At 46.0% G+C, this 13,895-nt stretch carries 10 protein-coding genes; 7 read left to right on the top strand and 3 right to left on the bottom strand.

Features of this window, described 5'->3' with window-relative positions; all coding sequences use genetic code 11:
- Nucleotides 1-334: 334 nt before the first annotated feature.
- Nucleotides 335-1,540: a PfkB family carbohydrate kinase gene (locus tag H8792_RS10310; protein WP_185978880.1), complete on the top strand. Its 1,206-nt coding sequence runs from the start codon at nt 335-337 to the stop codon at nt 1,538-1,540.
- 75 nt (nt 1,541-1,615) lie between these two features.
- On the opposite strand, the gene rlmB is transcribed toward H8792_RS10310, so the two are convergent.
- Both rlmB and rnr read right to left on the bottom strand, forming a co-directional pair.
- Nucleotides 1,616-2,350, bottom strand: a complete 735-nt coding sequence (gene rlmB / locus H8792_RS10305) for a 23S rRNA (guanosine(2251)-2'-O)-methyltransferase RlmB (protein ID WP_185978879.1) — start codon at nt 2,348-2,350, stop codon at nt 1,616-1,618.
- The gene (gene rnr / locus H8792_RS10300) at nt 2,347-4,677 is read right to left on the bottom strand and encodes a ribonuclease R (RefSeq protein ID WP_319557826.1); all 2,331 of its coding nucleotides are present in this window, start codon (nt 4,675-4,677) and stop codon (nt 2,347-2,349) included. Before rnr ends, rlmB begins: the two co-directional genes overlap by 4 nt.
- A gap of 427 nt (nt 4,678-5,104) precedes the next feature.
- Here rnr and H8792_RS10295 point away from each other — a divergent pair, with 427 nt between their 5' ends.
- The gene (locus H8792_RS10295) at nt 5,105-6,664 is read left to right on the top strand and encodes an MltF family protein (RefSeq protein WP_185978877.1); all 1,560 of its coding nucleotides are present in this window, start codon (nt 5,105-5,107) and stop codon (nt 6,662-6,664) included.
- Here H8792_RS10295 and thiI read toward each other — a convergent pair.
- Complete coding sequence (thiI, locus tag H8792_RS10290; protein ID WP_185978876.1) at nt 6,642-8,084, bottom strand: tRNA uracil 4-sulfurtransferase ThiI; 1,443 nt, start codon at nt 8,082-8,084, stop codon at nt 6,642-6,644. The two genes, H8792_RS10295 and thiI, sit on opposite strands and share 23 nt — an antisense overlap.
- A 273-nt stretch (nt 8,085-8,357) precedes the next feature.
- Here thiI and H8792_RS10285 point away from each other — a divergent pair, with 273 nt between their 5' ends.
- From H8792_RS10285 to H8792_RS10265, 5 genes are all read left to right on the top strand, one after another.
- A complete protein-coding gene (locus H8792_RS10285) occupies nt 8,358-9,332 on the top strand; it encodes a class 1 fructose-bisphosphatase (RefSeq protein ID WP_185978875.1) in 975 nt (324 codons plus the stop codon).
- Nucleotides 9,333-9,411: 79 nt separating this feature from the next.
- Nucleotides 9,412-9,942, top strand: a complete 531-nt coding sequence (gene ppa / locus H8792_RS10280; protein WP_185978874.1) for an inorganic diphosphatase — start codon at nt 9,412-9,414, stop codon at nt 9,940-9,942.
- A 267-nt stretch (nt 9,943-10,209) separates the two neighbouring features.
- On the top strand, nt 10,210-11,661 hold the full coding sequence (locus H8792_RS10275; RefSeq protein WP_185978873.1) for a circularly permuted type 2 ATP-grasp protein: 1,452 nt from the start codon (nt 10,210-10,212) through the stop codon (nt 11,659-11,661).
- A gap of 1 nt (nt 11,662) precedes the next feature.
- A complete protein-coding gene (locus tag H8792_RS10270) occupies nt 11,663-12,604 on the top strand; it encodes an alpha-E domain-containing protein (RefSeq protein ID WP_185978872.1) in 942 nt (313 codons plus the stop codon).
- 85 nt (nt 12,605-12,689) lie between these two features.
- Nucleotides 12,690-13,790, top strand: a complete 1,101-nt coding sequence (locus H8792_RS10265) for a zinc-binding metallopeptidase family protein (protein ID WP_185978871.1) — start codon at nt 12,690-12,692, stop codon at nt 13,788-13,790.
- Nucleotides 13,791-13,895: the final 105 nt, after the last annotated feature.

Raw genomic sequence — 13,895 nt, 5'->3', positions numbered from 1 at the left:
ATTTTAAAGGACTTAAGCGTCTTTCCATAAAATTACGCACAAAGTTATCCACAGCTTTTGTGGAAAAGATATCTGTCAATAAAAAGTTTTTCGCCCTTCATTAAAAATGCACTATTATCATTATTTTTCAATAACTTATAAAACACAGAAAACATGCAACTCTAACAAAGAAATTTAAAAACGATTCCCTTAATGTCAAGACTTTTCTAAGGTTATTCACTTTTCGGCTTGTCAAGTCATTTTTCGGTAACATTTCGATTTTTTTCGACCCTATGCTAAAATTTGCAGCCGTTTTCAGTCTTAAACCTTTTAATCTCAAGAGCATAAGCAATCCATGGCCAAAATTCTCGGAATCGGCAATGCCGTTTTAGACACACTTTTTACCGTCAATCACTATCCCGACGAAAACGAAGAACTTCGTGCTTCCCAAAAGCAACAGCTAGTCGGCGGCAATATCAACAACAGCCTATATGTATTGTCCCAGCTAGGGCATCAATGCGCGATCTGCACTTCTGTCGCAGCCGATCAGGAAGCCAAACAGCTCATAGCCGGTATCAAAGAACGCAAGATCGATACTACGCATGTGCAAACCTTTATTAAAGGACGCACCCCGAATTCCTTTATCACTTTAAACTCTCAGAACGGTTCCAGAACGATTGTTCACTATCGCGATCTTCCGGAAATCAGTTTTGATTTTTTCGCCAAAATCGAAATTGAAGATTACGACTGGCTGCATTTTGAGGGCCGTAATATGCAACATTTGCCCGGAATGCTCAATATCGCCAAAACGTTTTTGGATGAACAGCCTATTTCCCTGGAGATAGAAAAGCCGCGAGAAGGCATCGAAGCACTCTTCCCGCAAGCCAACCTGCTGATTTTTTCCCATCACTACGGAACGGCAAAAGGCTTCAACGATGGCGAAACCTTACTCAAATCGATGCAGGAACTAGCCCCGCATTCTAATTTAGTGTGTACTTGGGGTGAGAAAGGTGCATGGTTCTGCTCTCCAGGCGGAGAAATCAAACACCAGGTTGCCGAATCCATCGATCATATCGTCGACACTCTGGGTGCAGGAGATACTTTTAATGCCGGACTGATTCATTCCCTGAACGAAAGCAAGGACTTACAGCAGGCGGTTGCTTTTGCATCGCAACTTGCTGCTAAAAAAATTCGTCAAAACGGTCTGGACGATCTTTTGACCGAGAAAAATTCCGATCATCCGTTGGCAAATATCAAGCAAGTCACCAATGCAAAAACGACTGTTGTCGAAAGCCTCGACGGAACGTCCGTGGTATTAATCAAATTCGAAGGAAAAATCAAAGCGTACGAAAATAACTGTCCGCATCAGAATGTGCCGCTTAACGAAGCATATAAAATCGACGTTAATCCATTCGATAACACGATGAAATGTTCGGTACACGACGCTTTTTTCAATATTGAAGACGGTTTGTGCGTGGAAGGTCCATGTTGGAACGAGTCTCTGAAAAGCCTGTCGATTCGTGTCGACGACAAGGGTGACATCTATTTATTAAGCGAATGATGAAAATTAATTGCCGAAAATAAAAAAGGCGTCTTAATAGACGCCTCTTTTAATTACGGAAAACAAAACCTGCGCTTAACGGCTTCTTTGTCGAAACGCTTCGTAAACCGCAATACCGGTGGCAACCGAAACATTAAGACTTTCAACCACACCGACCATAGGAATCGCCGCCAAGTGATCACAAGCTTCTTTAGTCAAACGGCGTAAACCGCTGCCCTCAGCTCCCATCACAATTCCGATCGATCCGGTTAAATCCTGGTCATAGATAGTCAGATCGGTTTCACCAGCCAGCCCAATCATCCACATACCGGAAGATTGCAGCTGTTTGATCGTACGTACTAAATTGGATACGACAATCAACTTCACATTATCAGCCGCTCCGCTGGCGACTTTTCGCACGGTAGCATTCATGCCGACGGAATTGTGCTTAGGAATCACGACGGCAGTCACACCGACCGCGTCAGCCGTTCGTAAAATCGCCCCCAGATTATGCGGATCTTGAACTTCGTCCAAGAAAATCACCAGCGGGTTCGCCGTATTCTCAACCAATTCCTGCAGGTCACTCTCGGTCAAATCAGCCTGCTTGGCAACTTCAGCCAGCACACCTTGATGATTCACCTCGTCAAACCCTTTAAATTCGGTTTTGGCGACAAACTGCGGTGACAGCCCAAGAGCCTTTGCCTGATCAAATAACGCTTGCTGACGACCGTTCAGGCGCCCTTTCACAAAACGAATCGAGTAAACCGACTGCGGAGACTGTTTAATGAATTTCTCAACGGCATGCAGACCGTAAATTACCTCGCTGCTCATGCTTTAGTCTTTGCCTTGGCATTTTTGCGTTTTTTGCGGTAGTAGCGTTTTTTACGCGGTTTTTTCGCTTTATCGTCTGACGCTTCCTCTCCGTCATCCTGTTGAGAGTCGTCTTCCGCGAATACTTCGCTGGAGTCCGTCAAACTCTCGATAAAACGCAAATCGACTTTACGATCATCCAGGTTGACTTGTGCAACCTGCACTCGGATACGATCTCCCAGACGGTAAACCTTGCCTGTTCTCTCACCTTTCAAACAATGACGCGCATTATCGTAGTGGAAGTAATCTTCGCCCAACTCGGTAATGTGCACCAGTCCTTCAACATACAACGGATCGATTTCGACAAACAGACCGAAATTAGTCGCAGAAGTAATTACCGCCTCGTACTCTTCGCCCAAGCGGTGCGACAAAAACTCGCACTTAAGGAAAGTCACAGCATCTCGCGTCGCTTCATCGGCACGACGTTCGGTATCCGAACAGTGACTTCCCATATCGGACATCTTGGCATCATCGTACAAGAAATTGGCCGGTCCCTGCTTGGTCCAGGCATGGCGAATTGCACGGTGCACCAGAAGATCCGGATAACGGCGAATCGGCGAGGTAAAATGGGTATAGTGTTCGTAGTTAAGGCCAAAATGCCCTTTATTATCAGGTTGATAAACCGCCTGATTCATACTGCGCAACAGAACCGTTTGCACCAAATGCTCATACGGTTTTCCTGCGACTTGCTCGACAACCGCCGCATAATCATTAGCAGTCGGTTCATTGCCACCGTTCAAGCCCAATCCGAAATCAGCCAGAAAGGTACGCAGATTCTTCAGGCGCTCTTCCGTCGGCGGTTCGTGGACACGATAAATAATCGGTAATTTATGCCATTTCAGATAGCGTGCTGTGGCGACATTCGCCATCAACATGCACTCTTCGATCAGCTTATGGGCATCGTTACGCACAACCGGCACGATTTCCTGAATCTTTTTGGAATCGTCAAATACGATACGTGTTTCAGTGGTATCGAATTCCAGGGCGCCGCGCTCTTCTCTCGCTTTCTGCAGAACTTTATACAGCTCGTACAAATCTTCCAGATGAGAAACCTGCTCGGCAAACTCTTCACGGAAAGCGCTTTCAGGATTGGTCAAAATGTCATATACCTGATCATAGGTCAAACGCGCTTTGGAGTTCATAACCGCTTGATAGAACTGGCTGCGTTCCAACTTCCCTTCTTCGTCGATTGCCAAATCGGCAATCATACAAAGGCGATCGACCTGCGGGTTCAGGGAGCACAAACCGTCAGACAATTTTGACGGCAGCATAGGAACCACTCTCTGCGGGAAATACACCGAATTACCGCGTTTAAAGGCTTCTTTATCCAGTTCCGTTCCCGGCTTGACATAATGCGAGACATCCGCAATGGCGACAACCAGACGCCAACCATTCTTGCGACGCTTGGCAAACACCGCATCGTCAAAGTCCTTGGTATCGGCGCCGTCGATAGTCACCAAAGGAAGAGTACGCAAATCCTTACGTCCCTTCATATCCTCTTCAGTCACTTCGTCACCGAATGCATCCAACTCTTGCAATAGCGCGTCAGACCATTCATTCGGAATACCGTAAGCGTGAATCGCCGAATCGATTTCCATTCCCGGCGCCATATAATCACCGACAACTTCAACGATTTTACCGATCGGACCAGATCTCAAAGACGGTTGATGGATGATGTCAACCAAAACGATCTGCTCTTCTTTCGCTTCCAGCAAACCGTCTTGAGGAATAAAAACGTCTTGGGTGATGCGGTTGTTGTTCGGACGAACCCACGCCAGACCATCTTCAAAGTTCAAACGCCCTAACAATTGCTGGGTGCTGTGTTCAGAAACTTCGATAACAATCCCTTCCTGACGGCCACGGCGATCTTCACCGATTACCGAAGCGATAACCCGGTCGCCATGCAGAACCTTATGCATCTCTTTTTCCGATAAGAATAGGTCTTTGCCACCCTCATCCGGAACCAAGAAGCCAAAACCGTCGGGATGTCCCAAAACGCGACCTTTGATCAAGTCCATCTTTTTCAATAAACCAAAGGCACCGCGTCTATTACGGATTAGTTGACCGTCCCGAACCATCGCCTTTAAACGACGTGTCAAGGCTTCAAAGCGCTCTTCGTCCTCTTCAGAAACATCTAACAATTCGGCGATTTGGTTTAATCTTAGCGGCTTCTGTTCTGCTTCCAAGCTCTCCAAGATAAATTCGCGACTGGGGATAGGATTCTCGTATTTTTCAGCTTCGCGCTGAGCGTGCGGATCTTTCGGATCCAAAATTACTTCTGTAGTCACTCTATATTTCACTAATTTAGTTTTGCAAATATTTGCATCCGGCTCAAACTCCACTGCCGAAACAAAAAAGAACAAATATTTCATTAAAAATCCGATGCATTATACCAAAAGCGGCCCGGAGTTTATTGCATTCCTGTTACGAGGACGCTTTGCATCGCCAAAATACCGGTTTTTCACCTGTTAAAAATGCTTTAAAGAATGCTGAATCCGCAACGATAAACAAATAGAGCGCTAACGATTTTCCCTTGTACAGCAGCTCGCAACCCTAAATAAGGCAGCCTGAAAAACTTGCAAAATCGGCGCCGACCCCTTATTTTGCTTAAAACTTAATAAAAGACAGAGAGAAACGGTGCAGCGTTTGATTAATCCCGCCCTTCTGCTCAAAACAGGTTTAAAGAAACCATAAACCAAACGGATTTGGACATTCATGCAAATCAGACTGAACCCTTCGTGTCGAACACTGCAAATTACGTTATTCGTAATCGCATTTATTGTTTGGCAATTTCCAAATCCGGTTCTGGCACAAACCACACCTATTTCTCTTAACAAACGCATTAATGCATCCTTTATCGGCGATCTGAACGAAATACGCGAAAGGCGTGTTTTACGAGTACTAATCAGCTATAACCGCACCAACTTCTTTCATACCCACAAAGGCGACCGTGGGATTGAACACGATCTGCTCAAAGCTTACGAAGACTATTTAAACCGTGGGCCGCGACGGGAAAAATATAAAACACACATCGTCTTTCTTACCCGTCCGTTTAACGAACTTATTGCCGATCTGCGTGCCGGGTTCGGTGACATTGTCGCCGCAGGACTGACCGTCACCCCGGAACGGAGCATGCTGGTCGATTTCACCGATCCCTATATTAAAAACGTCCGTGAAATTCTGGTTGCCAATGCTAATGCCGAGCCTATCCAACGACTGGAAGACTTATCGAACAAACAGGTCGCCGTCGTTTCCAGCAGCAGTTACGTTATCCATCTGGAACAGCTTAATCAGGCCTTGGGACGTCTGGGCCTTCCCGGAATGGAAATTATTCAGGCCGATTCGCTACTGGAAGGTGAAGACATTCTGGAATTGGTCAATGCAGGACTTTATGACTACACAGTCAGCGATAATCACATCGCCGAGATCTACACCAACATTTACCCTAAGTTGAAAATTTACGACAACTTTCAGATTTACCGTGGTGGAAAAATCGCCTGGGCGATCAATAAAAACTTGCCCGATCTAAAAGCCTCACTGAACGACTTTATTGAAAACTATGCCCGCCCGGGAAAATTGCTCGGCAATAGTTTATATAAAAAATACTTTAAAAACCCCTATTGGATTAAAGCGCCCTTAAGCCTGACAGCTCTGGATGAAAATCCCTGCCTGCAATATTATTTCGAAAAGTACGCCACTTTCTTCGATTTCGATTGGCACCTGATCGCCGCTCAAGCCTATCAGGAATCGCGCTTCGAACAGAATCTGCGCAGTCGTGTCGGCGCTTACGGCATTATGCAAATTCGTCAGTCGACCGCCTCATCTAAAATCGTCAACATTCCGAATATCAAAGATTTGGAAACCAACATTCTTGCCGGCACCAAATATCTGGCATTTTTAAGAGATTACTATTTCAGTGGGGACGAATATACGCCGGAAGAACGGATTAATTTTGCACTCGCCGCCTATAACGCCGGACCCGGCCGAGTCCGTCAATTTCAGAGGATGGCTCGTAAAAAAGGCATAGACCCGTACAAATGGTTCTATAACGTCGAAAAAATGGCGCTGGAAACCGTCGGATACGAAACCGTCAATTACGTAGCAACCATTCAAAAAACCAAAATCGCTTTCAAACTTGCCAAACAGGTTTCCGAACGCAAGCATTTATTAAAACAGGAACAACTGCAAGCCATGGAATCTCAAGATCTCGAAGACGATGAGAACTCCGATGATATCCAACAGGAAGAAGCGGTTAGCGAGGACGATACACCTTAACGTTTTCAGCGCCCTTATCGCGCAGATACTGGGCATGCAATTGGCTCATCACCCCTTTCTCGCAATACAACAGGTATTCGCGTTCGGCATCCAACTTGAAAAATTCACGATTTAACTCGTAAAACGGAATCGACAAGGAACCGGTAATCGCCAACGGATTCGCTTCGCTTTCCTGCGGACGGCGGATATCTATGACGATCGCCTCTTTTGGCAAATCGCGCACGACCTCAACCGCCTCGGCCTGGTTCACATCGTCGATAATCTGATCCACCGGTAAGGTCTGCGCCGAATCAATTGCCGCCTGCAAAACGTCATAATCGAATCTGGCCGCTTCTTTATGCATGCGCTCGAAGGAGGCATTTGTCACCGGATTTTTAGAAATTACACCGCAATATTCCGGCATATTTTCGGCGAAATGACGCGTGCCGATCTGATCGGCGATCTGGATGATTTCCGGTTTATTCATAGTCGCCAGAGGCCGCAATACCAATTTATTAGTGGCTTCATCGATCACGGCCAGATTGCGTAGCGTCTGGCTGCTTACCTGGGCCACACTCTCACCGGTTACCAAAGCGTCAATCCCCATTTGATCGGCAATTTTTTCTGCAGCTTGCAACATCAGGCGTTTTAAGGTGACCCCCATATAACTCTCATGCGTCGAGCGAAAAATTTCTTCAACCACCGCTTCAAAAGGCACGCTGACAAAAAACGCTCTGTGGGAAGCGGCAAACTGACTCCATAAATAAAGTGCAACCTGCTTAACGCCGATTTCATGCGCTGCGCCGCCAAGATTGAAAAAGATAAAATGCGTCTTGATTCCGCGTTTCATGGTCAAGTAGCTTGCCACCGTTGAATCAAACCCGCCGGACATTAACGACAACACTTCACCCTGAGCACCCATCGGAAATCCACCCAAACCAATGCGGCGTTCGGTAATCACATTTAAGGTATTTTGCTCCAGTTCGAATTCGACTTTTACTTCGGGATGTCGCAAGTCGACACCTTTCGGATCACCGTGTTTACATAAATAAGAACCGACATAACGCTCGATTTCAAAAGAACTCACACTGTGAGTACCGCTGCGCTTGGCACGAGCAACGAATGTTTTATCTTTAATCAACGCAAGTTTATGCTCGGCAACTCTCTCGGCAATCCGTTCCAAATCTTCTCCGGTTGAATATTGCACGACCTCCAGGAATTGCTCCACACCCGGCGTTTGACTTAGCACCCGGCGAACGGCATCAATGCACCCTTCAGGACTTTGCACTTCCAGCTTATCCCAAAAGCGTTTGACTTCAATCCGGCTATCCACTCGCGCCAGCAAAGTTCGTAAATTGTCAAACAGCAGACTGATCATTCTTTTTTTGACCGGTCCGCCTTTAATCATAATTTCCGGAAACAATTTAACGATAAACTTCATGGCATTCTCTATAGACTCAAAGGAAAGCTAAAACCGACCCGGTGAAGAACAAATCTTTCGAACGATTTTACCTATTAAAAACAAAACGCCATTTTACACTTCAAGCCCGCTATTTCCGAAAGTTTTACACATTTCCCACTCTCTTCCGCCAATCAAACCTGACTTATAAAAGTCCGAGGGTAAAAAATAATTGAATTGATAAGCCCGCATCGAAAGTGTAAGATTACGCTAATTTTTAACTTTCAATTTTGACTACATAGAGAGAAAACCTCGATGAAAAGACTTGACCAAGTATTGGCAGCGGACGGTGTTCCAGCGGAATTAGAACTAGTAATCAATGACGTAATCGTTGCGTGTAAAGACATCGCATTCAAACTTCGTCAAGGTGAACTAGCAGGTATCCTAGGCGCAACTGAAGATGAAAACGTTCAGGGCGAAACTCAGAAAATGCTTGATGTTATCTCTAACGATCTATTAAAAGACATTTTAATCGACAACCCTTACGTTAAAGCAATCGGCTCAGAAGAAGAAGATTACACTGTCGCCAGCACCACTCCAGGTAAATACCTGGTTACTTTCGATCCTCTAGACGGTTCATCTAACATTGATGTTAACCTTTCAGTAGGAACCATTTTCTCTATTTTAGAAGCGCCAGAAGACGATAGAGCAGCAGACGATCAATCTATTTTCTTACAAAACGGTCGCAAGCAAGTCGCTGCGGGTTACGTTCTTTACGGACCATCTGCACTACTAGTTATGTCTACTGGTAACGGTGTAAACATCTTCACTCTAGACACTACTGTAGGTGAGTTCATCCTAACTAAGTCTGGTGTTCAAATCCCGGAAGACACTGCTGAATTCGCCATCAACATGTCTAACCAACGTTTCTGGGAACCAGAAATGAAGCAGTACATCGATGACTGCCTACAAGGTGAAGAAGGTCCTTTAGGTAAGCGTTACAACATGCGTTGGGTTGCTTCTATGGTAGCTGAAGTACACCGTATTCTAATGCGCGGCGGTATCTTCATGTACCCTTACGACAACCGTGATCCATCAAAAGCCGGTAAACTTCGCCTAATGTACGAAGGTAACCCAATGTCTATGCTTGTTGAACAAGCTGGTGGTGCATCTTCAACTGGTCGCATGGACATCATGGACGTTGCCCCACAAGGCATCCACGACCGTGTACCAGTTGTTCTTGGTTCTAAGAACGAAGTGGCTAAGGTTGTTGCTTACCACGCTAAATAATCGAATTTACAGCAATTCGAACAACACCCGCTTTATGCGGGTGTTTTGCGTTTATCACTGAATTAAAGGAATTTTTATTATGGGTTTTGCAGCTGTTCCAGCAGGTAAAGACGTACCGAATGACGTAAACGTAATCATCGAAATCCCTGCGTTTGCCCCACCGATCAAATACGAAGTGGACAAAGATACCGATCTCGTCTGGGTAGACCGACTACAGGGTTCGACTCTTTCCTACCCTGCTAACTATGGTTACATTAACGATACTCTGTCTGACGACGGTGATCCGGTTGACGTTCTGGTTGTCACTCCGCATCCATTGTTGGTAGGTTCGGTTATTCGTTGTCGCCCGATCGGCATTTTTAAAATGACTGATGACGGCGGCCAGGATGCCAAAGTTATTGCCGTACCGGTCGACAAACTTTCTCCGATCTATTCAAACATCGAAAAAGTAGAAGATATTCCGCTGTTGAAAGAACAAGTTGAACACTTCTTCAGCCACTATAAAGACCTTGAACCTGGTAAATGGGTTAAGGTCGATGGTTGGGGAGATGCCGAAGAAGCTCGTCAGGAAATTCTAGGCGGCGTAGAAACTTTCAACGCGAAAGCTTAATCTCTTTTTAGCATCCGCCGCTTCTCGAGCGGCGGAGCCTTTTTCAACCGCCATTACACCTCCCTCTTCATCCAACTTGGTGCAACCCACACCCCAACTTAAGCCTTTCCACCCCAGCAAAATTGACTTTTCACTTATTCGTAATAATTATAATTATTTGATTAATAAGAACTTTTCAAAACAATACTGATTTTCTGCTTATAAACTTACAAAAGACGACATTTTGTAACCCGTTGCACCACCGCAATAGACCTGAGCCGAAAATCCATGAACCAATCAACACTTAATTACCCCCTAAACGATTTTTACGATGAAGCCTTTGAGACACCGCACTCACTTAGACCCTCCGCAGAAGAATTCTTTCACCGCCTAGACGGCCTGCCCTTAGAAGCTCTCAACGAGCTGCAAAAAAATGCTGAAACCACCATCGCCCAAATGGGTATCTCTTTTACTGTCTATAGTGATAAGGGAAATATCGACCGCTTATGGCCTTTCGATGTTTTCCCTCGAACCATCGAATCCAAGGAATGGGAAAAAATTTCCGTCGGTTTAAAGCAACGCCTTAAAGCACTGAACGCTTTTATCGAAGACGTCTATAACGACCAAAATATCTTTAAAGAAGGCATCGTCCCTGAAGACATTATTCTCTCTTCGAAAGACTATCGGAAAGAAAGCCGCGGCATGCGCCTTAAACATCAATCCTGGGCCTGTATCTGCGGTACCGATCTGGTTCGCAACAGCGACGGACAAGTCTATGTTTTAGAAGATAATCTTCGAGTCCCTTCCGGCGTTTCATACATGCTGGAAAACCGCGCGGTAATGAAGCAGGTCATCCCGGAAGCTTTCCGCGACATTAATATTATGCCGGTCGACGGTTACACTTCTGAATTGAACAGAATGCTCCGCTCAATCTGCCCAAACGAAACCCAAACGCCGGAAATCGTCGTACTGACTCCAGGTATCTATAACTCGGCTTATTATGAACACGCTTTCCTGGCCCATGAAATCGGTGCGGAACTGGTGGAAGGAAACGACCTCGTGGTTCTGGAGGACAACTGCGTCTACATGCGCACCATCGACGGCCTGACCCAAGTTGACGTCATCTACCGCCGAATCGACGATGACTTTATCGACCCGGAAGTCTTCCTAGAAGACTCCATTCTCGGCGTTCCGGGTCTGATGCGCGCATGGCGGGCTGGAAATGTTGCCATTGCCAACGCTCCGGGATGCGGTGTTGCCGACGACAAAGTCGTTTATGCTTATGTACCGGACATGATTCGCTACTACCTAAACGAAGAGCCGATTCTATCCAATGTGCCTACTTATCTGTGCAGCAATCCGGAGGATAAAGAATACGTACTTGAACACCTTAACGAACTGGTTGTCAAACCGGCTAACGAATCCGGTGGTTACGGGCTGCTCATCGGTCCCAACGCCAGCGAAGAAGAACTGCAAACCTTCAGAGAATTAATTCAGAACAACCCGCGAAACTATATCGCCCAGCCAACGCTTGGACTTTCCACTGCACCGACGCTATGCGAAGACGGTATCGAACCGCGCCATATCGACCTTAGACCTTTTATTCTCCAAGGCGCAAGCACTTATGTGACCGCCGGAGGCCTAACGCGAGTTGCCTTGCGCAAAGGTTCTTTAGTCGTCAACTCCTCTCAAGGAGGTGGAAGCAAAGACACATGGATCGTACAAACGGAGGAAAATTAAGATGTTGTCAAAAGTAGCAGAACGCGTTTATTGGTTAGCCCGTTATATGGAGCGTGTTGAAAATACCGCCCGTTTGGCCCGTATTCATTCACAATTAATGTTCGATTTACCAAAGTCGATCAAACTCAATTGGTATACCTTGGTGCAGATCACCAGCAACGAAGACTATTTCGAACAGTTTTACGATGTAAAAACCGAAAAAAACTGTATGAAAATGCTGCTTTGCGATCCGGACAACCCAGCATCACTAATCGCTTCGCTGTGGTGGGCAAGAGAGAATACACGCACGACTCGCGATATCCTGCCGCGTGAAGCCTGGATTCATATCAATGAACTCTATTTAATGGTCAAAGACCGTGAAGAAGACTTTAAAACCCGCAGCAAACGCAACGAACTACTAAAAGAGATCATCCGCTCTTGCCAAGCATGGTCAGGCATGCTCGCCGGAACCATGAGTCAAAACGACACCTATCGTTTCATTAAACTCGGTATGAGTATTGAACGTGCCGACATGACATCGCGCCTGCTTGATGTCGGCGGCCTGTTTATCGCTCAAGAAGCCTTGCCGGACGAAGAACACGCTTTTTACAGTGTTCTATGGGCTCACCTGCTCAAGTCTTCCAGTGCCTACTTCATGTATCGTCAAAAATTCCAGACCGAAATCAGCGGGCAACAAGTCATTGACTTCCTGATTCAGGACGAGGATTTTGCACGCGCACTTCTGTTCAATATTGGAATAATTGAACACACGGCGCTAAAATTACCGCACGGTGACAATCTCAATCCACAAATTGAAGCTTTAAAAGCGGCATTACTACAAAGTAAAGACTACCAAGTCGGTTCTTTAGACTTACACAACTACCTGGATCGAATTCAGATCAAGCTCTCGGCTCTGCATTCAGAGTTTTACCATCTATGGTTCAATCCAAAGGAGGTTGCGTAGCAGCTTAAAGAGTGAAGTCAATTTATCCATATCGAAGTAACTTTCGGTGATAATAGCTTCCACTCAATCCGGCTAGAGAAAAAAGATGAAACGATTTTTTTGCCAATGTGAACAAGAAGTATTCTTTCACGACCTCTTCTGCCCCAATTGCGGCCGGGATCTCTGCTATGATCCCGATGTCCAGACAATGTGGAGCGGAGAGATCGCCTTAGACGGCTTTTTTTATACTGACACCAGTACCTCTGAGGAAACGATCAGCTTTAAGCTCTGCGAGAACCGCTATCAAGATATCGAATGCAACTGGGCACTTAGCAAGCAGGCTCCCGATGATGCTTGCCAGTGCATCAGCTGCAGAACGACCCGAACGGTCCCGGATCAATCGATCGATCATAATCGTTTCCGTTGGCAAAGACTGGAAAGAGCCAAACGTCGGCTATTCCATACCTTGCTGGAACTGCAACTGTTTACGACCGTGAGTTTTGACGATCATAACAATCTTTGCTTCGACTTTATGGAAGATCAGCGCTCCAACCCGAATGTGGCGATTGAACACCTCTTGACCGGACACAATAACGGCCTGATTACCATTAATGCCGCCGAAGCGGATGAAGGTTTTTTGCACACCATGAAAGAGCAGATGAAAGAGCGCTATCGCACTCTTTTAGGTCATTTCAGACATGAAATCGGCCACTATTTCTGGGACAAGCTCATGCGTGACGAGGAGAGTAAAACGCGTTTTCGCGAAGTGTTCGGTGACGAACGTAAAAATTACGAACAGGCGCTGCAGCAGTACTATGACTCAGGCAAGCAGCACCACTGGCGCGGTCGTTATATTACCCCCTATGCGGGCAGCCACCCGCACGAAGATTGGGCAGAAACCTGGGCTCACTATCTGCATATAGTCGACACCCTGGAAACTGCCGTTGGTTACGGATTGAGTGTATACGAACCGAAAGAAAACGACTTCGACGACTGGTTTGCGGAATGGGGCCGAGTCTCTCAGGTAATGAATGCACTAAACCGCAGTATGGGGCTGGCGCCGCCCTATCCGTTCAAACTATCGGAGATTGTCTCCGGAAAACTGCGTTTTATCGATGAACGGATCGAGCAATTCAATGCCGAGTTGAGTTTTACCGCCCACACTTGCGAAAACATTGGCAGCAACGTTCAGACCGATCCATTTTAAAAAAATCGCCACAAAAGGGGTCAGAAAACCTTCATAAAGGAAAATAATGACAAGCTCTACGTCATAAATTCCCTATCAAGGGTGTTAAAAATTTCTGATATAATA

Origin of the sequence: Thiomicrorhabdus heinhorstiae (genome assembly GCF_013391765.2) — a bacterium.
GTDB classification, from domain to species: Bacteria; Pseudomonadota; Gammaproteobacteria; order Thiomicrospirales; family Thiomicrospiraceae; genus Thiomicrorhabdus; species Thiomicrorhabdus heinhorstiae.
Note: the sequence above shows the minus strand (reverse complement) of the source record. Positions and strands in the feature narration are given on the sequence as shown.